Source organism: Embleya sp. NPDC059213 (assembly GCF_042754445.1).
GTDB lineage: Bacteria > Actinomycetota > Actinomycetes > Streptomycetales > Streptomycetaceae > Embleya.
The window spans coordinates 12,804-37,700 of the sequence record NZ_JBHZAV010000053.1 but is presented as its reverse complement, the minus strand read 5'-3'; the positions used below and the strand labels follow the sequence as shown (position 1 = coordinate 37,700).

General features: G+C 70.8%; 26 protein-coding genes. 11 read left to right on the top strand and 15 right to left on the bottom strand.

Annotation, left to right across the window (positions count from 1 at the left end; genetic code table 11):
• Positions 1–53: 53 nt before the first annotated feature.
• The 7 genes from ACFXMF_RS20960 to ACFXMF_RS20930 all read right to left on the bottom strand — a co-directional run bounded on the left by ACFXMF_RS20960 (position 54) and on the right by ACFXMF_RS20930 (position 5,084).
• A complete protein-coding gene (locus ACFXMF_RS20960) occupies positions 54–347 on the bottom strand; it encodes a DUF1416 domain-containing protein (RefSeq protein WP_020552259.1) in 294 nt (97 codons plus the stop codon).
• Positions 348–389: 42 nt separating this feature from the next.
• Positions 390–1,229 carry a sulfurtransferase gene (locus tag ACFXMF_RS20955; RefSeq protein ID WP_360319296.1) on the bottom strand — a complete coding sequence of 280 codons (840 nt, stop codon included), beginning with the start codon at positions 1,227–1,229 and terminating at the stop codon, positions 390–392.
• Between the two features lie 235 nt (positions 1,230–1,464).
• A complete protein-coding gene (locus ACFXMF_RS20950; protein WP_360319360.1) occupies positions 1,465–1,548 on the bottom strand; it encodes a putative leader peptide in 84 nt (27 codons plus the stop codon).
• Positions 1,549–1,652: 104 nt separating this feature from the next.
• Complete coding sequence (locus tag ACFXMF_RS20945) at positions 1,653–2,498, bottom strand: anti-sigma factor family protein (protein WP_379988300.1); 846 nt, start codon at positions 2,496–2,498, stop codon at positions 1,653–1,655.
• Complete coding sequence (locus ACFXMF_RS20940) at positions 2,495–3,145, bottom strand: sigma-70 family RNA polymerase sigma factor (protein ID WP_379988299.1); 651 nt, start codon at positions 3,143–3,145, stop codon at positions 2,495–2,497. Before ACFXMF_RS20940 ends, ACFXMF_RS20945 begins: the two co-directional genes overlap by 4 nt.
• A gap of 116 nt (positions 3,146–3,261) precedes the next feature.
• Positions 3,262–4,827, bottom strand: coding sequence for a hypothetical protein (locus tag ACFXMF_RS20935; protein ID WP_379988298.1), 1,566 nt, complete (start codon positions 4,825–4,827; stop codon positions 3,262–3,264).
• Entirely contained in the window at positions 4,824–5,084 is a 261-nt protein-coding gene (locus tag ACFXMF_RS20930; protein ID WP_360319288.1) for a MoaD/ThiS family protein, read from the bottom strand. Before ACFXMF_RS20930 ends, ACFXMF_RS20935 begins: the two co-directional genes overlap by 4 nt.
• A gap of 449 nt (positions 5,085–5,533) precedes the next feature.
• On the opposite strand from ACFXMF_RS20930, the gene ACFXMF_RS20925 reads away from it, so the two are divergent.
• The 10 genes from ACFXMF_RS20925 (at position 5,534) to pstB (ending at position 16,870) form a co-directional block, all read left to right on the top strand.
• Positions 5,534–6,247 carry a winged helix-turn-helix domain-containing protein gene (locus ACFXMF_RS20925; protein WP_379988297.1) on the top strand — a complete coding sequence of 238 codons (714 nt, stop codon included), beginning with the start codon at positions 5,534–5,536 and terminating at the stop codon, positions 6,245–6,247.
• A 166-nt stretch (positions 6,248–6,413) separates the two neighbouring features.
• Positions 6,414–7,433 carry a LacI family DNA-binding transcriptional regulator gene (locus ACFXMF_RS20920; protein ID WP_360319286.1) on the top strand — a complete coding sequence of 340 codons (1,020 nt, stop codon included), beginning with the start codon at positions 6,414–6,416 and terminating at the stop codon, positions 7,431–7,433.
• Between the two features lie 43 nt (positions 7,434–7,476).
• Positions 7,477–8,418, top strand: coding sequence for a mycothiol synthase (mshD, locus tag ACFXMF_RS20915; protein WP_379988296.1), 942 nt, complete (start codon positions 7,477–7,479; stop codon positions 8,416–8,418).
• Positions 8,419–8,502: 84 nt separating this feature from the next.
• Positions 8,503–10,680 carry an RNA degradosome polyphosphate kinase gene (locus tag ACFXMF_RS20910; protein WP_360319282.1) on the top strand — a complete coding sequence of 726 codons (2,178 nt, stop codon included), beginning with the start codon at positions 8,503–8,505 and terminating at the stop codon, positions 10,678–10,680.
• The gene (locus ACFXMF_RS20905; protein WP_360319280.1) at positions 10,667–11,650 is read left to right on the top strand and encodes a CHAD domain-containing protein; all 984 of its coding nucleotides are present in this window, start codon (positions 10,667–10,669) and stop codon (positions 11,648–11,650) included. Before ACFXMF_RS20910 ends, ACFXMF_RS20905 begins: the two co-directional genes overlap by 14 nt.
• Positions 11,643–12,455, top strand: coding sequence for an NUDIX hydrolase (locus ACFXMF_RS20900; protein WP_379988295.1), 813 nt, complete (start codon positions 11,643–11,645; stop codon positions 12,453–12,455). The genes ACFXMF_RS20905 and ACFXMF_RS20900 overlap by 8 nt, the downstream gene beginning before the upstream one ends.
• 288 nt (positions 12,456–12,743) lie before the next feature.
• Positions 12,744–13,889, top strand: coding sequence for a phosphate ABC transporter substrate-binding protein PstS (gene pstS / locus ACFXMF_RS20895; protein ID WP_360319276.1), 1,146 nt, complete (start codon positions 12,744–12,746; stop codon positions 13,887–13,889).
• Between the two features lie 37 nt (positions 13,890–13,926).
• Positions 13,927–14,922, top strand: coding sequence for a phosphate ABC transporter permease subunit PstC (pstC, locus tag ACFXMF_RS20890; RefSeq protein WP_360319274.1), 996 nt, complete (start codon positions 13,927–13,929; stop codon positions 14,920–14,922).
• Complete coding sequence (gene pstA, locus ACFXMF_RS20885; protein ID WP_360319272.1) at positions 14,919–16,025, top strand: phosphate ABC transporter permease PstA; 1,107 nt, start codon at positions 14,919–14,921, stop codon at positions 16,023–16,025. Before pstC ends, pstA begins: the two co-directional genes overlap by 4 nt.
• Positions 16,026–16,093: 68 nt before the next feature.
• Positions 16,094–16,870: a phosphate ABC transporter ATP-binding protein PstB gene (gene pstB / locus ACFXMF_RS20880; protein ID WP_360319358.1), complete on the top strand. Its 777-nt coding sequence runs from the start codon at positions 16,094–16,096 to the stop codon at positions 16,868–16,870.
• Between the two features lie 144 nt (positions 16,871–17,014).
• On the opposite strand, the gene ACFXMF_RS20875 is transcribed toward pstB, so the two are convergent.
• Both ACFXMF_RS20875 and ACFXMF_RS20870 read right to left on the bottom strand, forming a co-directional pair.
• Entirely contained in the window at positions 17,015–18,010 is a 996-nt protein-coding gene (locus tag ACFXMF_RS20875) for an inorganic phosphate transporter (protein WP_360319270.1), read from the bottom strand.
• 4 nt (positions 18,011–18,014) lie between these two features.
• Positions 18,015–18,635, bottom strand: coding sequence for a DUF47 domain-containing protein (locus tag ACFXMF_RS20870; protein WP_020552276.1), 621 nt, complete (start codon positions 18,633–18,635; stop codon positions 18,015–18,017).
• Between the two features lie 395 nt (positions 18,636–19,030).
• Here ACFXMF_RS20870 and ACFXMF_RS20865 point away from each other — a divergent pair, with 395 nt between their 5' ends.
• Positions 19,031–19,417 carry a metal-sensitive transcriptional regulator gene (locus ACFXMF_RS20865; protein ID WP_360319268.1) on the top strand — a complete coding sequence of 129 codons (387 nt, stop codon included), beginning with the start codon at positions 19,031–19,033 and terminating at the stop codon, positions 19,415–19,417.
• A gap of 320 nt (positions 19,418–19,737) precedes the next feature.
• On the opposite strand, the gene ACFXMF_RS20860 is transcribed toward ACFXMF_RS20865, so the two are convergent.
• The 6 genes from ACFXMF_RS20860 to ACFXMF_RS20835 form a co-directional block, all read right to left on the bottom strand.
• Complete coding sequence (locus tag ACFXMF_RS20860) at positions 19,738–20,607, bottom strand: hypothetical protein (RefSeq protein ID WP_360319266.1); 870 nt, start codon at positions 20,605–20,607, stop codon at positions 19,738–19,740.
• Between the two features lie 89 nt (positions 20,608–20,696).
• Entirely contained in the window at positions 20,697–21,416 is a 720-nt protein-coding gene (locus tag ACFXMF_RS20855) for a GntR family transcriptional regulator (protein ID WP_360319264.1), read from the bottom strand.
• A 28-nt stretch (positions 21,417–21,444) separates the two neighbouring features.
• Complete coding sequence (locus ACFXMF_RS20850) at positions 21,445–22,080, bottom strand: phosphatase PAP2 family protein (protein WP_360319262.1); 636 nt, start codon at positions 22,078–22,080, stop codon at positions 21,445–21,447.
• A gap of 84 nt (positions 22,081–22,164) precedes the next feature.
• The gene (locus ACFXMF_RS20845) at positions 22,165–23,010 is read right to left on the bottom strand and encodes an ABC transporter ATP-binding protein (protein WP_379988308.1); all 846 of its coding nucleotides are present in this window, start codon (positions 23,008–23,010) and stop codon (positions 22,165–22,167) included.
• Between the two features lie 13 nt (positions 23,011–23,023).
• A complete protein-coding gene (locus tag ACFXMF_RS20840) occupies positions 23,024–23,944 on the bottom strand; it encodes an ABC transporter permease (protein ID WP_360319260.1) in 921 nt (306 codons plus the stop codon).
• Positions 23,945–24,001: 57 nt separating this feature from the next.
• On the bottom strand, positions 24,002–24,838 hold the full coding sequence (locus tag ACFXMF_RS20835) for a glycosyltransferase family 2 protein (protein ID WP_360319354.1): 837 nt from the start codon (positions 24,836–24,838) through the stop codon (positions 24,002–24,004).
• Positions 24,839–24,897 lie beyond the last annotated feature (59 nt).

The window sequence follows — 24,897 nt, the reverse complement described above, 5'->3', positions numbered from 1 at the left end:
ATCGGCCACGGGATCCATGGGTGTACGTCCGAAGGAGTCCCGCCCGGTCGGGGTCAGACCGCGATCTCGACCTCGGCGACGGTGCCCTTCTCGGACACCACGACGCTGCGGTCCACGGTCGCGCCGGGCACGAGTGCCCGCACGGTCCAGTTGCCCGGCGCCGCGAAGAACCGGAACTGGCCGGTCGCGGACGTGGGCACCTCGGCGGTGAAGTCGCCGCCCGCGTCGAGCAGGCGCACGTAGCCGTTGATCGGCTGCCCGCCCTTGGTCACCGCCCCCTGGATGATGGTTTCCTTCGCCACGTCAACTCCTGCCAGATCCGGGCCGCCGGCCTTCGCACCGCACATCGTTCTTGCTCCCTGAAGTCGGGTAGGTGGGGTAGCCGACGCTCACTTGCCGTCGCCGAGCTCGATCGGCACGCCGACCAGCGCGCCGTACTCGGTCCACGAGCCGTCGTAGTTGCGGACGTTGCCCTGCTCCAGCAGCTCGTGCAGGACGAACCAGGTGTGCGCGGAGCGCTCGCCGATCCGGCAGTAGGCGATGGTGTCCTTCGCCAGGTCCACGCCCTCGCCCTCGTACAGCGCGGTGAGTTCCTCGTTGGTCTTGAAGGTGCCGTCGTCGTTGGCGGCCTTCGACCACGGGATGTTCTTCGCGGTCGGCACGTGGCCGGCCTTCTGCGACTGCTCCTGCGGCAGGTGCGCCGGGGCCAGCAGCTTGCCGGAGAACTCGTCGGGCGAACGCACGTCGACCAGGTTCAGCGAACCGATCGCGGCGAGCACGTCGTCGCGCCAGGCGCGGATCGAGGTGTCCTGCTCCTTGGCCACGTAGTTCGTCGCGGCGCGCTCGGGCACCTCGACGACCAGCTCGCGCGAGTCGAGCTCCCACTTCTTGCGACCGCCGTCGAGCAGCTTGACGTCGCCGTGGCCGTAGAGCTTGAAGTACCAGTAGGCGTAGGACGCGAACCAGTTGTTGTTGCCGCCGTAGAGCACGACGGTGTCGTCGTTGGAGATGCCCTTGGCGGACAGCAGCGCGGAGAAGCCGGCCTCGTCGACGAAGTCGCGCTTGACCGGGTCCTGCAGGTCGTCGCGCCAGTCGATGCGCACCGCGCCGCGGATGTGGTTCTTGACGTAGGCGCTGGTGTCCTCGTCGACCTCGACGAGGACGACCTTCGGGTCGTCCAGGCGGGCCTGGACCCAGTCGGCGTCTACCAGAACGTCGGAGCGGCTCATGGGGATACCTCCGGTGCAGAGTGCGCGGGATTGCCGCGGATGTGGCGGTACGCGGTCTCGGGGTACACCCGGGCGTGCCGCGGCGCCGCGGCAGGCGGGGGTGTGGGTGTGTCCGTGGTTGCTACGCGAGGGCCGAGTGCCCGTTCCACCGCGTCGTCACGCGGTTCGGGCCCCGGGTCCGACGGCCGGTCGCGATCCGCCTCGGGCGGATCGCCGATCGACGACTGTCGGCAAGTCAGTCAGCGCAACACAGGCAGGTCTGCGTGCGGCACAGGTCCACTGCGCGCCGCTTGGTGAGGTCGTCCGCCTGTCGCTTCACACCATCGATCGTAGGGACGGTAGGCCACTCGTGTCATGCATGGCTCAGGATGTGAGACAAAATTGTCCGCCCATTGAGATGGGCGGACAATTAATGCCGATTTGTCAGGGTTGCGCGGATGGAATCTCCAGCAGTTGCTCGCCGTCGCCGACGGTTTTGACGGCGAACCGGGTGATCTCGCCGACCGGGATGCTGGTCGCGCCCCGAATCGGGTCGCCGGGTCCGTAGTCGCCGGTCGGGACCACCCACGAGGACGCGGTCTCCACTCGGCCCCGGGTGCCGTAGACGTCCAACTGGCAGCGGGTCCCCGGCCGGATGCCGGACAGGGACAGATCCACACTGCTGCCCCACGCGGTCGCGGCGTAGCGCAGCTCGGCGCCCATGCCCGAGCGCGGGTCGCCGCCGCGGGCGATCCGGCCGCCCGGCTGTCCGGGCGGTTGTCCCGGCGGCGTCGCGGTGCCGGCCGGGCCGGCCGTCCCGGACGGGCGACCCGGGGACGCGGTCGGCGGTGCGGCCACCGGGTCGCCGGTGTCCGAGGTGTCGCCGAGGGCCCAACCGGTGAACCCGGCGAGCACCATCAGCACGGCCGCCGCGGCGGCCACCAGATGGCGCGACCGGCGGCGCCGATCCGCCTGCCGGGCCGCGGCGGACAACACGTGTGCGGGTGCGGCGCCGTTCGCGGCCACGCCGCTGGCCTGCGCCTCGGCCTCGGTCAGTCGGGCGAGCAGGGCGGGCAGGCCCGCGAGTTCCTCGTATTCGGCCCGGCAGCGCGGGCAGGTGGCCACGTGTTGGCGGACCCGGGCGGCCTCGTTCTCGGCGAGGGCGCCGACCACGAACGCGCCGAGGTCCAGGCGGGCCACCGCACAGCCCAGCCGGGCGGGCGGGCCCGCGGGCCGCGCGTCGGGAGCGGTGCCGTTCGCCGTCGCGTTCTCGTCCCCGGTGTCCGTCACGGGACCAACCCCCTTTCCTCCAGAGCCACGCGCAGCGCTCGCAGCGCGTAGTACGTCCGCGATTTGACCGTGCCCTCGGGCACGCCCAGCGTCTTGGCCGCGTCGGCCACCGAACTGCCCCGGTAGTAGGTCTCCAGCAGCACGGCACGATGCTCGGGGCTCAGCGCGGCCATCGCGTCGGCGACGTCCCACGCGAGCACGGCCCGGTCGAACTCGGCCTCGGCGCCCTCGTCCGCCACCGTCGCCAGCACCGCGTCGCCGGTCTCGGGCGGTCGGGCCCGTCGGGCGCGGCCGACGTCGATCACCACGTTGCGGGCCACGGTGCACAACCAGCCCCGCACCGAGCCCCTGGTGGGGTCCAGCGCCTCGGGGTGCCGCCAGGCCCGCAGCAGCGTCTCCTGGACCACGTCCTCGGCCCAGGCCCGGTCGCCGCCGGTCAGGCGCAACGCGAAACCCAGCAGCGGGCCGCCGTGCTCGAGGTAGAGCGTGCGGATGACCGCTTCGTCGGCGGTCGATATTCGCGAGGCGGAGTGCAGTGGATCGGCGGCGGGCCGCTCGTCCCCGGCGGGGGGCCGGGCCAGGAAGGCCCGGGCCGCCGCCGGATCCGCCTGGGCCTGGACGCCGAGCAGTTCCGAACGTTGGTGCACACCCTCTGCACGGGTGGGCGGGTCCGGCGGTTCATCCCGGCTCCCGGGACGGGACCGGCGGTGTATCCACGGCATGGCCGCATCCTCCCGTGGCGGAGCCGCCGCCGTACGGATAATCAGCCGATCATGACCCTGCCCAGCAAATACGCGGCCGGAGCGGCGAGTGCGAGGGGCAGGGACACTCCGGCGGTGAAGTGAACGAACCTGGACGGATGGTCGTAGCCGGCGACCCGCCGGCCGAGCAGCCCGAGCGCCGCGGCCGCGGCACCGAGCAGTACGGCGTACTGCGTGTCGCCGCCGAGCTTGATCGCCACGATCGCGCCGGCCCCGGTGCCGAGCAGCCAGGACGGGATCGGTGCGACGGCCGGCGGCAGTGGCATCGCCCGCACCAGTGTGGCGACACCGGCGGCGAACACCGCGGCCACCACGGCCGTGCCCGCGTCGATCGGCCCGCCGTGCAGTTCGCCCGCGACCAGGTAGGCGACGTCGAACGCGGTGATCAACGCGGCGGACGTGGTCACCGTGAGCGCGGGCAACAACTCGCCCGGCCGGGCGCCGCCGCGCGCCTGGAGCGCGAGCATCACCAACAACGTCCCGGCGAGCACGGCGGGCACGCTCGCCAGGCCCTGCTCACCCTTGGCGTAGACCGCGACGTCGGTGGCCAGGGCGGCGAGTACCACCAGCGCGATGCCCTGCCGCGCGGGCCACATGCCGTTGAGCCGGAACCACCCGGCGGCGGTGAGCACCTGCAGGAACACGACGCCCAGCGCGAGGGCCGGCTTGCCGGCGATCGCGGTCACCGCCAGGACGCCGGCCAGGCCGACCGTGCACAGTCCGGGCAACAGGCCCGGCGGATCCCAGATCGGCGTCCGGGCCGAGCGCGCGGGCGCCTCGCCGGTGCGCTGGGCCGGCACCCGCGCGAGGCGGCGCCCGGAGGCGGCGGGAGCGTCGTACCCGGCGGGCGCGTCGATCGGGTGGTCGGGATCGAAGTCGGGATGGTCGCGCTCGTGGTCGAACGCGGTGTGCTCGACCGCCTCGTCGCGCAGGTGGTCGTCCTCGGCTCGATACCCGCCGTACGAATCCGGCCCGGTCCCGGGAATCGGCTCGACGATGGCCGGCAGCACACTCGTCGCACCGCCCTGGTCCGCGTGGTCCGGGTAGGCCGAGCCGTAACCGTCCGGCCCGGGCTCGACGAGCGCGGGCGACATCGCGGTGGCGTCCGGATAGCCGTACCCGCCGGGGGGCGTGCTCGAGACGGGTTCGGCGTACTCCTGCGGGGCCTGCGCGTAGGAGTCCTGCGGATAGCCCTCGTGCGGATAGGACTGCCCGCCGTAACCGTCCTGTGTGTAGCCGTCCTGTGGGTGGCCGTCCCGGGGGTAGCCCTCGTGCGGAGGGCCTTGCGCCGGGTAGGCCGCCGGATAGCCGTACGAGCCGTGCTCGCCCGGCTGCGCGTACTGCCCGGGCTCGACGTAGCCGCCGAGCTGCCCGTCGTACGCCTCGGGGGCGGGTGTGCCGTACGACTGGCCATAGTACTCGCCGGGCGCCGCGAACGCCTGCTCGCCGCCGTGGCCCGGGCCCGGCAGGCCCGGGTCGAACGCGGGCTCGCCGGGGTGCGCGGCGGGGTCGTAGCCGCCCGGTTCCTCGTATCGGTCGCCGGTCGGGCGCCCGCGCCGGCCGCTCATCCGCCGGCGAAGGGGGGCAGGACCTCGACGGTGCCGCCCTCGGTCAGGGTGATCGCCGTGTGGTCGCGCCGCCCGACCGGGTCGCCGTCCACGACGAACGAGCAGTTCGCGACGACCGCGCCGAAGCGGACCGACTCGCCGTGCCGCTCACGGGCGCGTCGCAGCGCCTCGGCGAGGGTGGCCGCGTCGTACGGCTCCTCGGCCGTGCCTGCGGCTTCCTTCGCCGCGGCCCAGTACCGCATGGTGCCGACCGCCATCGCGCGCCCTCCCGTGTGTCCGTGTCCGCGTCGCAACCTCCGACGCCGACGGCCCCGAAGTTGTGCAGCATCCATGATGACGCCTTCGCAACGACACCCACGCCGCGCTCCGCCCGCGCCACGAACCGGTGAACCCGCGAGTGCCGGAAATCGGGTCCCCGGGCTTGTCGCGCGCCGATCCGCGGGTCGAGTGGGGTGTGGCATTCCGGTGAAAGGTGGGGTCGCGGGTGTCCGCAGTGCGGGAAGATTCCCGGGTAGGTCGGTTCCTACGAGACATGTTCGCTATCCTGGCCCCGCAGGTTCACCTCCGATGACGGGCACACCCCACGGACCCCAGAAGTGGTTCCCGACGGGTTACGGAATCGGACGAGCCGGCGACCAATGAAGGATCCGGGCGACGATGCCCCGGGTCCTTTCGTGTTTTGTGCCTGCTTTTGGGAGGTGTCCCGTTGAGTGCACTGCTGCTGCTCACGAACGCGCTCCAGCCGTCGGCCGAGGTGCTGCCCGCGCTCGGTCTGCTGCTGCACCAGGTACGCGTGGCCCCGGCCGAGGCGTCCGCGCTGGTCGACGCGCCGGCCGCGGACGTCATCCTGGTCGACGGTCGGCGTGACCTCCCCCAGGTGCGCAGTCTGTGTCGGGTGTTGCGGACCACCGGGGTCGGGGCCCCGCTGGTACTGGTGGCCACCGAGGGTGGGCTGGCCGCGCTGACCGCGGACTGGGGCGTGGACGACGTGCTGCTGGACACCGCCGGGCCCGCCGAGGTCGAGGCCCGACTGCGCCTGGCGATCGGCCGGCTCCAGGCGGCGCAGGGGGGCGAGGACGAACCCACCGAGATCCGCAACGGCGACCTGAGCATCGACGAGGCCACGTACAGCGCGAAGCTGCGCGGGCGGGTGCTGGACCTGACCTTCAAGGAGTTCGAACTGATCAAGTACCTCGCGCAGCACCCGGGCCGGGTGTTCACCCGGGCCCAGTTGTTGCAGGAGGTATGGGGTTACGACTACTTCGGCGGCACCCGCACGGTCGATGTGCACGTGCGCCGACTGCGGGCGAAACTCGGGCCCGAGCACGAGTCGTTGATCGGTACGGTGCGCAACGTCGGCTATCGGTTCGTGGTGCCCGATCGCGGCGTCGGCGAGCCCGCGCTCGCCGAACGTACGTGATTCGTCGCTCGGCGCCGGCCCGGTCGGCGGGGCCGACGGGGCGTCGGTTCCGGTGCAGTACGGCACAAAGCAGACTTATCCGGAAGAACGCGGAGGAGCATCCCGTCCCGCGTCCAGGTTGTGAACTCCCGTGAGTGGCGCCGGTCCCCGTCCCTACAATGACCGCGTGCCCAAAGTGACCCGCGACGACGTCGCCCGCCTCGCGGGGACCTCCACCGCGGTGGTCTCCTACGTCGTCAACAACGGCCCGCGCCCGGTCGCGCCGGCCACGCGCGAGCGTGTGCTCGCCGCGATAGACAAGCTGGGTTACCGGCCCGACAGCGTGGCCCAGGCGATGGCCAGCCGGCGCACCAACCTGATCGGCCTGGTGCTGCCCGACGCCCGGCAGGCCTTCTTCGCCGAACTCGCGCACACCGTCGAACAGGCGGCGTTCGAGCAGGGTCGGCTGGTGTTGATCGGCAACTCCGACTACGAGGACGACCGCGAACTGCACTACGTGCGCGCGTTCCTCGGCATGCAGGTGTCCGGGCTCGTACTGGTCAGCCAGGGCCCCTCGGAGCGCGCCGCGCGCGAGATCGCCACCCGGGACGTGCGGGTGGTGCTGATGCACCGTCAGCCCGATGCACTCGGCGGTGACGCGGTCATCCTGGACGACGTCGAGGGCGCCTACACCGCGGTCCGCCACCTGCTCGACACCCACGGCTTCACCCGGGTGGACTGCCTGGGCGGTCCGCCCAGCACGCCGGACTCGGGCGACCCGGTGACCGACCACGTCACCGGCTGGCGGCGGGCGATGACCGAGCGCGGCTTGCCCACCGAGGGTCTGCTGCACGAGGCCCCCTTCGGCCGGTTCGGCGCCTATCAGGTCGCGCTGGCGCTGCTGACCGGCCCGGATCGGCCCCGGGCGCTGTTCTGCTCGACCGACGACCAGGCGATGGGTGTCCTGCACGCGGCCCGCGAGGCGGGTGTGCGGGTGCCGGACGACCTCGCCGTGGTCGGCTTCGACGACATCGCCGAGGCGGCGATCGCCGATCCGCCGCTGACCACGGTGACCTCCGACCGGCCGGGCATGGCCCGCGCCGCGGTGGAGCTGGCGTTGGAGCGCGAACCGGCCGCCGCGGGCGACCCCCGGGTGCGTACCTTCCCCTCCACGCTGGTGGTCCGCCGTAGCTGCGGCTGCGGCTGACGGCGGCGCGACGGCCCGCGACGTCGCTCAGTACCGTGGGGCCATGGACCTCGCGGATGTGTCGATCGAGACGGTGAATCGGGCCTCGGCGGAAGACGCCTCGGCCGTGTCGGCCCTCGCGGAGGCCGCGGCCGGCGTCGACGGCGCCTCGCCGCTGTCCGAGCAGTCCCGGCTGGAGCTGCGGCACGGCGCGCCGGCCGCGCGCGAGGTGCTCGCCCGCGACGGCGGCACGATCGTCGGCTTCGCGCACCTGGACGGCTCGGACCCGGTGGACGGCCCGTCGGCCGAACTGTTCGTCGCGCCGCACGCGCGCGGCGCGGGCCTGGGCCGGGCGCTGCTGGAGGCGCTGGCGGCCGAGGCGGCCCGAATCGACGCGGACGGCCGGTTGCGGGTGTGGGCGCACGGCAAGCTGCCCGCGGCCGAGCGGCTGGCCGCGGCGCTGGGCTTCACCGCGTTCCGCGAGTTGTGGCAGATGCGCCGCGCGGGTGCCACCCCGGTCCCCGCCCCGGACCTGCCGACTGGCGTGCGGCTGCGCACCTTCCGCCCGGGCGTGGACGACGCGGCCTGGCTCGCGCTCAACGCCAAGGCCTTCGCGCACCACCCCGAGCAGGGCGCGTGGACGGCGGACGACCTGGGCCGCCGGTTCGCCGAACCGTGGTTCGACCCGGCCGGTTTCTTCCTCGCCGAGGACACCGGCACCGGCGAGTTGCTCGGCTTCCACTGGACCAAGACCCACCCCGCGACCGCGGACTCGGGCCCGCTGGGCGAGGTGTACGTGGTCGGGGTCGACCCGGCCGCGCAGGGTCGCGGGCTCGGCGCGCTGCTGACCGCGGTGGGGCTGCGGCACCTGGCCGAGCGCACCGTCGAGGGCCGTCCGCTCGCCGAAACACTGCTGTATGTGGACGCGGACAACGAGGCGGCCGTCAAGGTGTACACCCGTTTGGGCTTTCGCGTACACACTGTCGACGTGATGTACCGGCGCTGAACACGGTGTGAAACCTGGCGAACATCTGTTTCGGGTCGGGGCCACGCAGGTGCACATAGACCGCCGCGAAAAGACAATGGTCTGATGAACGCCGAGACTCCCGCCGCTCGATCCTCCCGCCACCTGACCGTGGCGGTGCCGCCCGTGAAGGCCGGCGGCACGGCCGCGGTCGCCGCGACCTCGCCGCACGCGGAGGTCGAGTTGCCGCCGGACCGGTTCCTGGACCGGGAGGGAAGCTGGCTGGCGTTCAACGAACGGGTGCTCGAACTCGCCGAGGACCCGAACACCCCGCTGCTGGAGCGGGCCCGCTACCTGGCCATCTTCGCGTCCAACCTGGACGAGTTCTTCATGGTCCGGGTGGCCGGTCTCAAGCGCCGGATCGCCACCGGCCTCGCGGTGCGCGCGGCCAGCGGGTTGCAGCCGCGCGAGGTGCTGGAGAACATCTGGTCGCGCAGTCGCGCGCTGATGGCCCGGCACTCCACGTGCTTCCACCACGACGTGCTGCCCGCGCTCGGCGAGGCCGACATCCAACTGCTGCGCTTCGACGACCTGACCGACGGCGAGCGGCAGTCGTTGTACGCGCTCTTTCGCGAGCGGGTCTTCCCGGTGCTCACCCCGCTGGCGGTGGACCCGGCACATCCGTTCCCGTACATCTCCGGCCTGTCGCTGAACCTGGCCGTGATCGTGCGCAACCCGCGCTCGGGCAACGAGCACTTCGCCCGGGTCAAGGTGCCGCCGCTGCTGCCGCGCTTCGTGGAGACCTCGCCGGCCCGCTTCGTGCCGCTGGAGGAGGTGATCGCGGAATTCCTCGGTGATCTGTTCCCGGGCATGGACGTGCTCGGCCACCACGCCTTCCGGGTCACCCGCAACGAGGACCTGGAGGTCGAGGAGGACGACGCGGAGAACCTGCTCCAGGCACTGGAGCGGGAGCTGATGCGCCGCCGGTTCGGCCCGCCGGTCCGGCTGGAGGTCGAGGAGACCATCGACCCGCACGTGCTCGACCTGTTGGTGCGCGAGCTGGGCGTGGGCGAGAAGGAGGTCTACCCGCTGCCCGGTCCGCTCGACCTGACCGGTCTGCACGCGATCGCCGACCTGGACAAGCCCGAGCTCAAGTTCCGCCGCTTCGTCGCCGGCACCCATCGCGACCTGGCCGAGGTGGAGACCGCGCAGGCCGCCGACGTGTTCGCCGCGATGCGCAAGCGCGACATCCTGGTGCACCACCCCTACGACTCGTTCGCCACCTCGGTCCAGGCGTTCCTGGAGCAGGCCGCGGCCGACCCCGACGTGCTCGCGATCAAGCAGACCCTGTACCGCACCTCGGGCGACTCGCCGATCGTGGACGCCCTGGTGGACGCGGCCGAGTCCGGCAAGCAGGTGCTGGTCCTGGTCGAGCTCAAGGCCCGCTTCGACGAACACGCCAACATCACCTGGGCACGCAAGCTGGAGCAGGCCGGTTGCCATGTCGTGCACGGCGTGGTGGGACTCAAGACACACTCCAAGCTGAGCCTGGTGGTCCGCCAGGAGGGGGACGCGCTGCGCCGCTACTGCCACATCGGCACCGGCAACTACAACCCGAAGACCGCCCGGCTCTACGAGGACCTGGGCCTGCTGACCGCCGACCCGCAGGTCGGCGAGGACATGTCGAACCTGTTCAACCGGCTCTCCGGCTACTCGCGCGCGCAATCGTTTCGACGCCTGCTGGTAGCCCCGCACTCGTTGCGCAACGGGCTGGTCGAGCGGATCGAGCGCGAGGTGACCAACCACGAGCAGGGGCTGCCGGCATACGTCCGGCTCAAGTCGAACTCGCTGGTCGACGAGCTGGTGATCGACGCGCTCTACCGCGCCTCGCAGGCCGGCGTGCCGATCGATTTGTGGATCCGGGGCATCTGCGCGCTGCGCCCGGGCGTCCCCGGTCTGTCCGAAACCATCCGAGTGCGCAGCATTCTCGGGCGATTTTTGGAACACTCCAGGGTGTGGGTGTTCGCCGGCGCCGGCGAACCGGAGGTGTGGATCGGCAGTGCCGACCTGATGCACCGCAACCTGGACCGCAGGGTCGAGGCGGCGGTGCGACTGCGCGGCGATCGACACCGCGACGAGATGACGTCCTTCATGGACCTGGGGATGAGCGCGGAGACCGCGTCCTGGCATCTGGACCGGGACGGCACCTGGACCAGGCACGCGACCGCGGCCGACGGCAGCCGGCTTCGTGACGTGCAGGAGCACCTCATCGAGACCCGGAGGCGCAGACGTGGCCCGGAGTAAGCAGGCGACCACCATTCCTCGGCAGCGCGCGGCGGCCGAGGACACCTCGGCGGGCGCGATCCTGCTCGCCCACCTGGTCGGCGAGGCCGGCGCGTTCATCGACGAACTGCCCCGGCTCGACGCGGGCGAGGAGGAGGCCGCGCACAACGCGCGGGTGGCCGCCCGGCGGATCCGCAGCGCGTTGGCCACGTGCGGTCCGCTCCTGGAGCCGGAGCCGGCTACCCGCCTGCGCGCCCGGTTGCGCGAGGCGGCGGACGCCCTCGCGGGCGAGCGGGACGCCGAGGTGCTGCTGGAGCGCCTGCTGGCCGACCTGGACACGCTGCCGGAGCGTCCCGGCTCGGCCCGGGCCCGGGCGATCGTCACCCGCCGGCTGCGTGGCGATCTGGGCACGGGGCGGGCCCGGGCGCTGTCCGCGCTCGGTTCGGGGCTGTTCACCACGCTTTCCGCGGACCTGGTGGAGCCGGCTCTGGGGCTGACCTTCACCGAGCGGGCCGGGGCATCGGGCGCCGAGGTCCTGCCCGCGCTGGTCGGCCGGACGCTGCGCAAGCTGGACCGGGCCGCCGACGCGCTGCCGCTGGCGGCGGCGGGCGTGCCCCATCCGGCCGACCGGGTCGGGTTCACCCCGTACGCGGGCACCGACGACGAGTCCTGGCACCGGGTGCGGATCCTGGCCAAGCGGGCCCGCTACGCCGCCGACATGTGCGTGCCCGCGTTCGGCCCGCCGGCCGCGCGGCTGGCCCGGCGGCTCAAGGCGGTGACCGAGGTGCTCGGGGTGCACCAGGACGCCACCATCGCCGCCGACGCGGTGGCCGAACTCGCCGCCGCTCCCCGGATCGGCGGGCCCGCCGCCTTCGTGCTGGGCGAGTTGCACGCGTACGAGCGGCGGGTGGCCACGGAACGGCGGTACGCGTTCACGCGGGTGTGGCCCAAGGCGGGCTCCCCGGAAGTGCGGGCGTGGCTCGATGGATGACCCACCCGGAGCCGCGCCCGCCGAACACGACCCGGTACTCGCCGCCGGCGCGGTGTTGTGGCGTCGGATGGGGGACGCGGTACAGGTCGGGTTGGTGCATCGGCCGCGCTACGACGACTGGTCCTTCCCCAAGGGCAAGCTGGAGCCGGGCGAGCCCTCGGTGGTGGCCGCGGTCCGCGAGATCGCCGAGGAGACCGGGTATCGGGCCATCCTGGGGCGCGAGTTGGGCGTGCGCAGCTATCCGATGCACTCGCGCCGTCGACTCAAGATCAACCGCTACTGGGTCGCCGAGGCGGTCGCGGGCGACTTCGTGGCCAATGCCGAGGTGGATCGCATGTGGTGGGGTCCGCCGGCGGAGGCCGCGACGCTGGCCGGGACGCCGGACTACACCGCGTCGCTGACCGACGCGTTTCGCACCGGGCCGCCGCCCGCGACGGTGCCGGTCCTGGTGTTGCGCGCGGGCCCCGCGTTCGCCCGGCAATTGGTGCCGATGCTGGCCGCGTTCGGGCCGGTGGAGGTGTACGGCTGCGCGGAGCCGGCCGCCGCCGCGACGGTCGCGCCCTATGTGGCGGCGGTGGGGGCGCGGGTGCGGGCGGGTGCGTACTCGGTCGCCCGAGCGCTGCGCGGCGGGCGGCCGACGCTGCTCTGCGCACCCGTTCCGGACCTGCCCGGCGTCGCCCCCGGGGTGGCCGGCACCCGGCTGGCCGCCGAGCCGTTGTTGCCCGGGGAGTTCGCGGTATTGCACGCGTGGGCGGGTCGAGTCGTGGCCATGGGCCGTTACGCTCCCTACCCGACGGGAAGCTGAGCACTTGGTCAAGCCGTGATCACGGTTTACCCAACGTCACACTGCACCCGTCTGAACATCGCGTGAACAAGATTCGGCTGTCCCGACAAAGCCCCAGTTCACGGGTAGTAAATGGCCACATGAACGGACAATTCATCCAGCGGTCGGCTTATCTGACTCGACCGTTCGAGTTCACCCTCGGTTCACTTTGCGCGGCGGATCGCTTCATTCTCACGGCCTAACTTCGTCCATGACGGCGACCGTTCGGGTCGTCGCACCACGAGTTGAGTTCGATCGAAAGGGAGCGCCGTGACCATTCGGCCCCGCAGTGTCCGTCGCGGTATCGGCTTCACCGGCCTGGCACTCGCCGGCGCGCTCACGCTGGCCGCGTGTGGCTCCGACGACAACAGCTCGGGTGACGACAAGAAGTCGTCGACGAAGGCCGCGTCCGCCCCCGGCGCCGAGGCGCCCAAGGGTGACTGCGGTACCGGCAAGCTCGCCGCCGCCGGCTCCAGCGCCCAGAAGAACGCGATGGACGAGTGGATCAAGGCGTACCAGGCCAAGTGCTCCGGTGCCTCGATCGACTACGCGTCCTCGGGCTCGGGCACCGGCCGTCAGTCGTTCTTCGACAAGCAGGTCACCTTCGCCGGCTCCGACTCGGCGCTCAAGCCGGAAGAGGTCGCCAAGGCCGGCGCCGCGTGCGCCCCCGGCCAGGCGATCAACCTGCCGATGGTGACCGGTCCGATCGCGATCGCGTACAACGTCTCCGGCGTCAAGGACCTGGTCCTGGACGCGAAGACGATCGCGGGCATCTTCGCCGGCAAGATCACCAAGTGGGACGCCGCCGAGATCAAGGCGCTGAACCCGAACGCGCAGCTCCCCGGCACCGCGATCCAGACCGTGCACCGCTCCGAGGCCTCGGGCACCACCGAGAACTTCACCAAGTACCTCAAGGCCGCGGCCGGTGCCGACTGGACCTTCGACGCGGCCCAGGACTGGAAGGCCCCGGGCGGTCAGGGTGCCAAGGGCAGCGAGGGTGTCGCCTCCATCGTGAAGTCGACGCAGGGCGGCATCAGCTACATGGAGCAGTCCTACGCGGAGAACTCCGGCCTGGGCATCGCGCAGATCAACACGGGCGCGGCGGCACCGGTCAAGCTCACCCCCGAGGCCGCGGGCAAGGCCGTCGAGGCCGCCAAGATCGTCGGCACCGGCAACGACCTGAAGCTGTCGGTCGACTACGCGACCAAGGCCGAGGGTGCCTACCCGATCATCCTGGTCACCTACGAGATCGTCTGCGAGAAGGGCACCGCCGCGGACAAGCTCCCGCTGCTGAAGTCCTTCCTCAACTACACCTCCAGCGCCGAAGGCCAGAAGGTCCTCGCGGGCATCGGCTACGCGCCGCTCCCGACGACGGTCGCGGACAAGGTCCGCGCCGCCGTGGCCGGTCTGTCCTAGTCCGAGCCCGCTGAGCGACCGACTCGTACGGAGAGAGATGTCCACGACCACTCCCACCGCACCGGCGGACCCCGAACGCAAGGCCCCCGCGGCCAAGCGCACCAAGGTCCGACCAGGCGACCGGATCTTCTCCGGTGCCGCCCGCGGCGCCGGCATCAGCCTGCTTGCCATCATGGCCGCGATCGCGATCTTCCTCGTGGTCAAGGCGACGGACGCACTGTCGAAGAACCAGGGCAGCTTCCTGACCGACCAGGGTTGGGACCCGAACGCGGCGAAGCCCGCCTTCGGTGTCGTCACCCTGGTGTTCGGCACGGTTGTCAGCGCCACCATCGCGATGCTCATCGCGGTGCCGGTCGCGGTGGGGGTGGCGCTGTTCATCACGCACTACGCCCCCCGGCGGATCGCCCAGACACTCGGCTACATCGTCGACCTGCTGGCCGCGGTGCCCAGCGTGGTCTACGGCCTGTGGGGCTACATCTTCCTGGCCCCCAAACTGCTCGGCCTGCACTCGTGGTTGTCCGACTACCTCGGTTGGATCCCGCTGTTCGACAAGGAGCAGGCGGGCGTCACCGCCCGCACGTTGTTCACCGTCGGCATCGTGCTGGCCATCATGATCCTGCCGATCATCGCGGCGGTCACCCGTGAGGTCTTCCTCCAGGTGCCCCGCGCCCACGAGGAGGCCGCGCTCGCGCTCGGCGCGACCCGCTGGGAAATGATCCGGATGGCGGTGCTGCCCTACGGCAAGCCCGGCATGATCAGCGCGTCGATGCTCGGCCTGGGCCGCGCGGTCGGCGAGACCATCGCGGTCGCGATGGTGCTCTCGCCCAGCTTCGACGTCTCGATCCACATCCTGGACCCGGGCAACAACACGATCGCGGCGAACATCGCGAACCAGTTCGGCGAGTCCGGCGAGATCGGCCGCGGCGCGCTGATCGCCTCGGGCCTGGTCCTGTTCATCATGACGCTGCTCGTCAACGGCGCCGCGCGCGTCGTCATCAACCGGCGCAAGGCGTTCTCTGGAGCGAACTCATGACCGTCCTGGACACGGGCGACAAGCGCCCGGGCATCGGTACGGACGCGGTCGAGACCGGGCGCGCGGGTCTGCCGGATCCGCGGGCGGCGTCGCTGACCCGACGCACCCTGCCGCGTCAGGTGCCGTGGGCGATCGCCGGCGGCGGTGTGCTGCTGACGATCGTGTTCAAGCTGACCCTGGACAACTGGGCCCTCGCGGTCTTCCTCGGCGGGCTGGTCTTCATCCTGACGCTGTCCGCCGTCTCGTGGCGTTTCGAGGACAGCCGCCGGGCCCGGGACCGGTTCGCCACCAGCCTGATCACCACCACGTTCGTGCTCGCCGTGCTGCCGCTGATCTCGCTGCTCGGCTACACGATCCAGCGCGGCGCGGACAAGCTCACCCCGTACTTCCTCTCCCACTCGATGCGCGGCGTGGGCGCCCGGGACGACACCGGCGGCGTCTACCACGCGATCATCGGCACCCTGGAGCAGGTCGGCCTAGCCGCCCTGATCGCGGTCCCGATCGGTCTGCTCACCGCGATCTACCTGGTCGAGTACGGCCGCGGTCGCCTGGCCAAGACGGTGACCTTCTTCGTCGACGTGATGACGGGCCTGCCGTCGATCGTCGCGGGTCTGTTCATCTACGCCTTCTGGATCATGATGCTCGGCTTCGAGGCCTCCGGCTTCGCCGGGTCGCTCGCGCTGATGATCCTGATGTTGCCCACGGTGGTGCGCTCCGCCGAGGAGATGCTCAAGCTGGTCCCGAACGAGCTGCGCGAGGCCAGCCTGGCGCTGGGCATCCCGAAGTGGCGTACCGTGCTCAAGGTGGTGCTGCCCACCGCGTTCGGCGGCATCGTCACCGGCGTGATGCTCTCCATCGCCCGCGTGATCGGCGAGACCGCCCCGCTGCTGCTGCTCGTCGGACTCACCCAGTCGATCAACACCGACCCGTTCTCCGGCTGGCAGTCGGCGTTGCCGCTGTACGTGTTCGACCAGAACCACGCGGGCAATCAGTTCGCCGAGGAGCGGGCCTGGGCCGCGGCGCTCACGCTGATCGTCATCGTCATGATCCTCAACCTGGCGGCGCGGCTGATCGCCCGCTGGAAGGCACCGAAGGCGGGCTGATGAAGGCCACGACGACGACCCGAACGGCCGACCGCGGCACCGACATCCGCACCGATCCAGAGGCAGGAATGACCAAGCGCATCGAAGTTTCGGGACTCAACGCCTACTACGGCTCGCACAAGGCCGTCGAGGACATCTCGATGACCATGGAGCCGCGTTCGGTCACGGCCTTCATCGGTCCTTCCGGCTGTGGCAAGTCCACCTTCATCCGCACGCTGAACCGCATGCACGAGCTGATCCCGGGCGCCTCGGTGGACGGCTCGGTCTCGCTGGACGGGCAGGACCTGTACGGCAACGAGATCGACCCGGTCGCGGTCCGCCGCACGGTCGGCATGGTCTTCCAGCGGCCCAACCCGTTCCCGACCATGTCGATCTACGACAACGTCGCGGCCGGGCTCAAGCTCGCCGGGATCAAGCGCAAGGGCGACCTGGACGCGATCGTCGAGCGCTCGCTGCGCGGCGCGAACCTGTGGACCGAGGTCAAGGACCGGCTGAACAAGCCCGGCGCGGGCCTGTCCGGCGGCCAGCAGCAACGACTGTGCATCGCGCGGGCGATCGCGGTCGAGCCGCAGGTGCTGCTGATGGACGAGCCGTGCTCGGCGCTCGACCCGATCTCCACGCTCGCGATCGAGGACCTGATCGCGCTGCTCAAGGAGCGGTACACGATCGTCATCGTGACCCACAACATGCAGCAGGCCGCGCGCGTCTCGGACAAGACCGCGTTCTTCAACCTCGCCGGTCCGGGCCAGCCCGGTCGGCTGGTGGAGATCGGCGACACCGAGACGATCTTCTCGGCGCCCACCGAGGAATCGACGGCGGACTACATCGCCGGCCGGTTCGGCTGACGGTCGAAGCGTCGACGGACGGTCGGGATGGACATACGAGAGGGCCCACACCGGGACAGGTGTGGGCCCTCTCGTGCGATATGTCGGTTACGGACCGGGTGCCCCGTACGTCCTGCATTACGTACGCGGGGTGCGGTCCGCGGATCAGCCCACGATCAGATGGGTGATCCCGTAGGTGCCCGCCGCGACCAGACCGGCGGCCGGCATCGTGGTGAACCAACCGATCAGGATGTTCTTGGCGACACCCCAGCGCACCGCCTTGACCCGCTTGGTCGCGCCCACGCCCATGATCGCCGAGGTGATGATGTGCGTGGTCGAGATCGGCGCCTTGAAGACGTAGGCCGTGGTGTACAGGATCGAGGCGGCCGTGGTCTCGGCCGCGAAGCCCTGCGGCGGGTCCAACTCGATGATCTTGCGGCCGAGCGTGCGCATGATCCGCCACCCACCCGCATACGTGCCCAACGACAGGGCCGTCGCGCACGCGAGCTTGACCCACACCGGAATGCCGTCGCCCTCGTGATGACCGCTGATCACCAGCGCCATCACCACGATGCCCATGGTCTTCTGGGCGTCCTGGATGCCGTGCCCGAGCGCCATGCCGGCCGCCGAGACGGTCTGCGCCAGGCGGAATCCGCGCTTGGCCTTGTGCGGGTTGGACTTACGGAACAGCCAGATGATCCCGACCATCACCAGGTAGCCGGCGACCAGGCCGACCACCGGCGACAGGAACATCGGGATGACGACTTTTTCGATCACACCGTCCCAGTAGACGGTGCTGGAACCCGCGAGCGCGGCGCCGACGAGGCCACCGAACAGCGCGTGCGACGAGGACGAGGGCAGTCCGAAGTACCAGGTCAGCAGATTCCAGAAGATCGCGCCGACCAGCGCCGCGAACAGGATGACCAGACCTTGATGGCCTTCGGGGGTGGAGATCAGCCCTTCGCTGACGGTCTTCGCGACACCTTCGCCGAGGAAGGCGCCCGCGAGGTTCATCACCGCGGCCATGGCCAGCGCCGCCCGCGGGGTCAGCGCCCGGGTGGACACCGAGGTCGCGATCGCGTTGGCCGAGTCGTGGAAGCCGTTGGTGTAGGTGAAGAAGAGCGCGACGCCGATGACGATGATCAGACCAGTGAGTTCCACTGGGTCAGGACTCCTTGACGGCGATCGTCTCGACCGTGTTCGCCACGTGCTCGAACCCGTCGGCGGCCTCTTCGAGCACGTCGACGATGCCCTTGAGCTTGAGCACGGTCAGCGCGTCGTAGGCACCACTGAACAGGTGGGCCAAGAGCTTGCGGTGGATCTGGTCGGCCTGGTTCTCGAGTCGGTTGATCTCGATCCAGTACTCGGTCAGGTCCTTCATCGTGCGCAGCCGGGGCATCGCCTCGGCGGTCAGTTCCGAGGCCCGGACCAGCACCTCGATCTGGTCCGCGACCTGCGGCGGGAGTTCGTCGAGCTGATACAGCACGACCAGGTCGACGGCCTCTTCCATGTAGTCCATGACATCGTCCAGTTGCGACGCGAGGGCGTAGATGTCCTCGCGGTCGAACGGGGTGATGAACGAGGCGTTGAGCTGGCGCATGATCGCATGCGTGGTGTCGTCACCCGCATGCTCGGCCGCGCGCATCCGTTCGGCGATCTCCGGACGAGCGGAGACCTCTGCGCCGAGCAACTCCGTCAGGAGCTTGGATGCGGTGACCAGGTTGCTCGCCGCTGCGGCGAACATGTCGTAGAAGCTCGTCTCCCTGGGGGTCAGACGCAATCGCACTGGAGGTCTCCGGGATAATGAAAGTGGTCGGCGTCGATGCTAGGCGCTCCGGCGGTCCGGCATGCAAACCGGGGAGTCGACGCGGACCGCGACCGTACCCGGCGGTAATGAGACGCGCGCTCACAGCGACGAACGGGCATGCGGAAGCACCCGTTCCGCCGCCTAGGACGCCCGTCACACGGCCAGAGTATGGGCCAGGGCGGCATTCGGGTGACAGTGCGGCCTACGCTCGATCCATGTCGCCCACATCACATGGACGGATCCGGCGGATGGCCGGCGGTTGTCCGCGAAGGAGCGGATCGGGGTGACCGACGCCGCCGGCGCATGATCGGAATGCTTGCCGGATATACCCCCCGGGGGTAAATTCGGGTAATGGACGGTCGCCCGATCGAGCCATGGACACGTGGGGAACGGCCGCAGAGATACGGGAGACGACGGTGGAACAGGACTCGCAGACTCCGGACGCGACGGCAACCGCGACGCACGAGGCGTCGGGGCACGGACACGGCTACAGCGGGCGCAAGGACGAGCACCTGAAGCGGCTGCGCCGGGTCGAGGGGCAGATCCGCGGGCTGCAGCGGATGGTCTCCGAGGACGAATACTGCATCGACATCCTTACGCAGGTCTCGGCGGCGACCAAGGCGCTGCAATCGTTCGCACTCAGCCTGCTGGAGGAACATCTCGGGCACTGTGTCGCCAACGCGGTGGAAAAGGGTGGCCCGGAAGCGGAGGAAAAGGTCAAGGAGGCGTCCCAGGCGATCGCACGCCTGGTGCGCTCCTGAGGCCGCGGCGACGGGGGCCGGCCCGGGTGTGGGCCCCTGTCCCCCAGCCGCCGACGAGTCCGAGCACGGCGTCGATCTGGGCCTGCGTGAGCGGGCCCTCGCTGGCCGACGCCGCGATCATCAGGTCGCTGTAGAGCTCGATCTCGTCGAGGACGACGTGGTCGTGTACACGGCGATCGGAGAACCGTGACACCCACATCACCTCCTCGTGCGCACCCCGGACGGGCCTCGGCCCATCCAGCGTAGGGGCGGCTCCGCGGCGCCGACATGGCACGCCTGGGTCATTTGGGGACCGCCCGGAACGACGCCGCGGGAGTGACTCAGCCGCGCCCCGCCGGGGTGCCGGACGGGTTCGGCGCGACGTAGAGATCCTTGGCCTCGGGCGGCTTGACGTCGACCACGACGCCGAAGTCGTACAGTTCCGCCGCCGAGAGCACCTTCGCGGTCGCCGTCTTGGCCTGGTCCGGGCCCATCACGAAGGCGAACGACTCCTCGACCCTGCGCAGTCGGCCGGCGTCGTCGAGGTAGGCGTCGAACGGGATCGGCGCGCCGTCGAAGGTCTTGAGCGCGGCGGCCAGCGGGCCGCGCACCTCCGGCGCGGTCAGGTCGTGCGCCTTGCGGATGTCCAGCGTGCCCCGATAGTGCCGTACCGTGTCCGCGCCGAGCTTCTCGCTGCCCACGAGCACCACGTCGTCGTTGACCCCGCGCAGTATCTCGAAGGACGTCCCGGGGTCGGTGGCACCGCCGCTGACCAGGTTGCCGTCGGCCAGCCCGTCGATCGCCAACCGCACCCACTTGTCCTTGGGCACACCCGGCGACCCGTTCTTCATGTAGAGCGCGTCCGGGGTGAGGATCTCCTGGAGCGGTCCGACGATGCCGGAGTCCTTGGGCGCGTCGACCGTGAGCGAACCGATGTGCCGGACGTAGTCGAACATGCCCTGCCCGGTGAGTTTGACCACCCGGTCGGCGTTTTGCATCGTCATCGTGGTGCGGGTGCGCGAACTCTTCGCGCCGGTCGTGACATCGGCCGCCTTGCGGACCGCCAGGACCGCCTCGGACGGGCCGTTCGCGGGCCCGGCACTGCCCTTGGCCTGCGCTCCCTGAGGTTGCACGTCGTCACCCTGACAACCGGTGGCCCCGGCCAGGAGGAGGGCGCAGCAGGCACCCGTGAGCGCGGTGCGGACCAACATGTGGGGTTCTCCCGGATGCTCGGAATCCTCGCGTGACGGCCGGCCACGCGGCGGCGGCTCGACGGGACAACGAGCGAGGCGAGCCCGGGTTACGGCCGTTCGGGGGACGGCGGGTCGGCCGGTGCCGCCGCGGGCGGCAGGTCGGGGGCCGGGCGGCGCGAGCGGGCCAGGTGCCGCCGGGTCGACGCCTCGGCGCCGGCCCGATCGCCGGCCTCGATCAGGTCGAGCAACCGGTGATGCTCGGCGGCGATCAGGTTCCGGTCGGCCGGATCGGCCAACGGACGTGGGCCGTACAACCGTGCCTGGGCCCGTAGTTCGGCGGCCATCCGGACCAGGCGCGCGTTGCCCGCCAGGCCGAGCAGGTGGGCGTGGAAACGATCCTCGGCCTCCACGTAGGCCGGCGCGTCGACCCGGGCGACCGCGTCGGCGAGTTCGTCGACCAACGCCCGCAGGGCGGGCAGCGCGGCGACGCAACCGTCCTCGGCGAGCCGCCCGACGATCGGTATCTCCAAGAGCTCGCGCAGGTCGTGGATGTCGTCCAGGTCGGCGGCGGACAGGCCGCGAACCCGAAATCCCTTGTTGCGTACCGGCTCGACCAGGCCGTCCTTGGCCAGATCGAGCAGCGCCTCGCGAACCGGCGTCGCGGACACCCCGAATCGGGTGGCCAGGGCGGGCGCGGAGTAGACCACTCCGGGCTGCATCCGGCCCGCCAGCAGGGCGGCCCGGATCGCGCGCGCGACCTGTTCGCGCAGGCTCAGTCGCTCGCCCAGGCGTCCGGCGTCGCGGCCGTCCTCGGTGTCCGTGCCCATCGTGTCCGCCCCCTCGGCCGCGTCGCCGTCATCCGGCCGGGCGCGGCTCGGCCGCCACCAGCGGACGCAGCGGCCCGCGTTCGACCAGCCGCACCACCGGTTCCAGGACCCGACCCATGAACATCGACCCGACCAGCGCGACCAGCGCGCCGAGCGCGAACCCGGCGAGCACGTCGGTCGGATAGTGCACGCCCACGTACAGCCGGGAGAAACCGGTGAACACCGAGGCGAGCACCGCCAGGATCCCGATCCGGCGGTCCACCACCAGGATCCCGACCGCCAACGCCATCGTGGTCAGCGCGTGGTCGGAGGCGAAGGACGGGTCGGTCTTGCCTGCGACGAGCACGTGCAGCCCGTCGTGGCTCAGGAACGGACGCGGCCGGTTCACCCACTCGCGCAGCGGCGCGTTCGCCAGCTCCGCCACCAGGGCCGCGAGCGGGGCCCAGACGAGGCCGGCCATGGCCGCGGTGTGGTCGGGGCGGGAGCGGGCCCGCCACCACGCGAGCAGGGCGAGTACGGCGAGTACGGCGAACATGCCGTACTCGCCCATGAACTCCATGCCCCCGTGTGCCCATGAGGTGTGTTCGGTGAGTCCGTTGACGTCCCGCAGGATCTCGATGTCGAGGTTGTCGTCGGTACTCTCCGCCAGGACCTGCAAGGACACCGGTGAACCCCTTCGCGTGGTGCATTGTGGTGCGGGTGGTGCTGGTCGTACTGGTGGTGCGGACGTGCGGGTGGCGCGATGTCGCTACTTGCCCTCGTAGGCGTTGACGACCTGCTCCATCGGCCCGTCCATCTTGATCACGCCCTGGTCGAGCCAGATCACCCGGTCGCAGGTGTCCCGGATCGACTTCATGCTGTGGCTGACCAGGAAGACCGTGCCGGCCTCCTTGCGCAGCTCGCGGATCCGGGCCTCGCTCTTGAGCTGGAACTCGCGGTCGCCGGTGGCCAGCGCCTCGTCGATCATCAGCACGTCGTGCGTCCGCGCGGCGGCGATGGAGAACCGCAGGCGGGCCGCCATGCCGGACGAGTAGGTGCGCATCGGCAGCTTGGTGAAGTCCTTGCCGTTGTAGGCGTTGAGGCCGGAGAACGTGGCGATCTCGTCGTAGTTGGCCTCGGCCTCCTGCTGGGTCATGCCCATCGCCAGGCAACCCAGGATGATGTTCCGCTCACCGGTGAGGTCGTTCATCATCGCCGCGTTGACGCCGAGCAACGACGGCTGGCCGTCGCTGTAGATCTTGCCCGTGGTCGGCGGCAGCAGGCCGGCGATGCACTTGAGCAGCGTGCTCTTGCCGGAGCCGTTGCGGCCGATCAGGCCGATCGCCTGGCCCTTGTACGCGACGAAGCTGACGCCGCGCACCGCGTGCACCTCGGTGACGCCGGTGGCCTTCTTGCGCAGCGCCAGCCGGGACAGCGCGGAGGTCGCGCTGCCCTTGCCCGAGGAGGCCCCGTGCACCCGGTAGATCAGGTGCACGTCGTCGACCACGACGGTGGGCGGGATCTCCGCCGGCTTGGGGGCCTGCTTCGGTTCCTGCGGTTGGCTCTGTTCGGGCACCTCGACCTCGGACTGTTCGGTGACCTCGCTCCAACTCATGATTGCCGGCTGCTCAGCCACGGCCGTACCTCTCTTCCGCCTTCCAGAAGTACACGTAACCGCCGAAGCCCATCAGGATCGCCCAGCCGACCGCGTAGCCCCAGGTGTGCAGGGGGATGTCGGTGTGGCTGTCGATCAGCGCGTCACGCACCAGCTCGATGTAGACCGCGCCGGGGTTGGCCTCCAGCACCCGGGCCACCCAGGACGGTGCGTCCTTGGTGTAGTTGTCCAGGCTGTAGAAGACGCCGCTGACGTACAGCCAGGTGCGCAGGATGAACGGCAGCAACTGCTTGATGTCCACCATCACGGCGCCGATGCGGGCCAGCACCAGGCTCAGGCCGACGTTGAAGACGAACTGCAGCAGCAACGCGGGCACTATCAGCAGCCACTTCAGGCTGAGCGGCTCACCGGTGCCCAGCACGATCGCGCACAGCACGACCATGGAGAACAAGAGCTGCTGGAGCTGCACGATGGTGAACGAGATCGGCAGGCACGCACGCGGGAAGTGCAGCGCGCGGATCAGGTTGAGTTGGTCGCTGATCGCCCGGCTGCCGGCGAGGACCGCGCTCTGCGTGAACGTGAACACGAAGACGCCGGTCACCAGGAAGGCGACGTAGTTTTCGATGCCGCCCTTGGTCTTCACCAGGTAGCCGAAGATCAGGTAGTACACGGCCGCGTTCAGCAGCGGGGTGAGCACCTGCCACACCTGGCCGAGCTTGGCGGTGCTGTAGGTCGCCCGGGTCTTGGCGTTGGCGAAGGCGACCACGAAGTGGCGCCGGGCCCAGAGCTGCTTCGTGTACGAGAACAGCCCCGGTCGGGCGCCGCTGACCGTCAGCTTGTAGCGGGCGGCGAGATCCGCCAGAGGTTCGGACGAACCGGGGGGCGCCGATGTCCCCTGTGGGCTCAGGGTGTCGGCCTGCGCGCTGTTGGCCACGTTGACACTTTCGTCTGCGTCGGATCGAAATCGAAACGGTACGAGAATTCCAGCCTGTCAGATGACGGGCGGACGGCCGAGCCTGGTCATTCGCCAGACGGTCCGCCAGGCCATCGGCTTGCGCGGGCCGCTCGGGGTCTTCCAGCCCTCGCGGAAGCCGGCCAGCCAGGCCTGGGCGTTCTCCTTGGACGGCCGGCGGGCGGCGGTGAGCACGACCCAGGTGCCCAGGTAGGCGGGCACGATCGGCCACGGCAGGTTGCGGCGGGCCAGGTAGACCCGGTTGCGCGCGTTCATCCGGAAGAACGCCGCGTGCCGCGCCGGGCTGGTCTTGGGGTGCTCCAGCACGATGTCCGCGCGGTACTCGATCTCCCAGTCGGCGTCGAGCGCGCGCCACGCGAGGTCGGTCTCCTCGTGTGCGTAGAAGAAGTCGTCGGGCAGTCCGCCGACCTCCTCCAGCACGGCCGCGCGCACCGCGCTGGCGCCGCCGAGGAAGGTGGTCACCGGCCCCGAGCGCAGCGGATCGCCGACCCGGATCCGGGGCACGTGCCGGCGCTGGGTCTCGCCGCTCTCCGGGTCCACGATCCGGAAGCTGACGATGCCCAGGCGCGGGTTCGCCGCGAACGCCTCGCGCAACAACCGACCGGCGTCGGTGCCGCCGAGGCGGCCGTCGTCGTCGAGGAAGAGCACCACGTCGGTGCCGGCCGGCAGCCCCGCGGTGCCCACGTTGCGGCCGGCGGGGATGCCGACGTTCTTCGGCAGCGGGATGCCCACCGTGCCCTCGGGCAGCTCCGGCAGCGGGCCGCCGTTGGCCACCACGACCACCGCCATCGGGTCGCCGACCTGGTCGGCGACCGAGCGCAGCAGCCGGTCCAGCTCGACCGGGCGGTCGCCCATGGTCAGCACGACCGCGCCGAGCGTGATGCGATCCGCCGCGGTGCCGTCGCCGGTGCGCT

What these genes read in the sequence shown, in the direction of transcription:
- ACFXMF_RS20845 (WP_379988308.1), bottom strand. Translation starts at nt 23,010, where the DNA reads ATGAGTTGGAGCGAGGTCACCGAACAGTCCGAGGTCGAGGTGCCCGAA.
- mshD (WP_379988296.1), top strand. Translation starts at nt 7,477, where the DNA reads ATGGACCTCGCGGATGTGTCGATCGAGACGGTGAATCGGGCCTCGGCG.
- ACFXMF_RS20900 (WP_379988295.1), top strand. Translation starts at nt 11,643, where the DNA reads ATGGATGACCCACCCGGAGCCGCGCCCGCCGAACACGACCCGGTACTC.
- ACFXMF_RS20855 (WP_360319264.1), bottom strand. Translation starts at nt 21,416, where the DNA reads ATGGGCACGGACACCGAGGACGGCCGCGACGCCGGACGCCTGGGCGAG.
- ACFXMF_RS20865 (WP_360319268.1), top strand. Translation starts at nt 19,031, where the DNA reads ATGGACACGTGGGGAACGGCCGCAGAGATACGGGAGACGACGGTGGAA.
- ACFXMF_RS20955 (WP_360319296.1), bottom strand. Translation starts at nt 1,229, where the DNA reads ATGAGCCGCTCCGACGTTCTGGTAGACGCCGACTGGGTCCAGGCCCGC.
- pstA (WP_360319272.1), top strand. Translation starts at nt 14,919, where the DNA reads ATGACCGTCCTGGACACGGGCGACAAGCGCCCGGGCATCGGTACGGAC.
- pstB (WP_360319358.1), top strand. Translation starts at nt 16,094, where the DNA reads ATGACCAAGCGCATCGAAGTTTCGGGACTCAACGCCTACTACGGCTCG.
- ACFXMF_RS20930 (WP_360319288.1), bottom strand. Translation starts at nt 5,084, where the DNA reads ATGGCGGTCGGCACCATGCGGTACTGGGCCGCGGCGAAGGAAGCCGCA.
- ACFXMF_RS20910 (WP_360319282.1), top strand. Translation starts at nt 8,503, where the DNA reads ATGAACGCCGAGACTCCCGCCGCTCGATCCTCCCGCCACCTGACCGTG.
- ACFXMF_RS20935 (WP_379988298.1), bottom strand. Translation starts at nt 4,827, where the DNA reads ATGAGCGGCCGGCGCGGGCGCCCGACCGGCGACCGATACGAGGAACCG.
- ACFXMF_RS20960 (WP_020552259.1), bottom strand. Translation starts at nt 347, where the DNA reads ATGTGCGGTGCGAAGGCCGGCGGCCCGGATCTGGCAGGAGTTGACGTG.
- pstC (WP_360319274.1), top strand. Translation starts at nt 13,927, where the DNA reads ATGTCCACGACCACTCCCACCGCACCGGCGGACCCCGAACGCAAGGCC.
- ACFXMF_RS20835 (WP_360319354.1), bottom strand. Translation starts at nt 24,838, where the DNA reads ATGGGCGACCGCCCGGTCGAGCTGGACCGGCTGCTGCGCTCGGTCGCC.
- ACFXMF_RS20860 (WP_360319266.1), bottom strand. Translation starts at nt 20,607, where the DNA reads ATGTTGGTCCGCACCGCGCTCACGGGTGCCTGCTGCGCCCTCCTCCTG.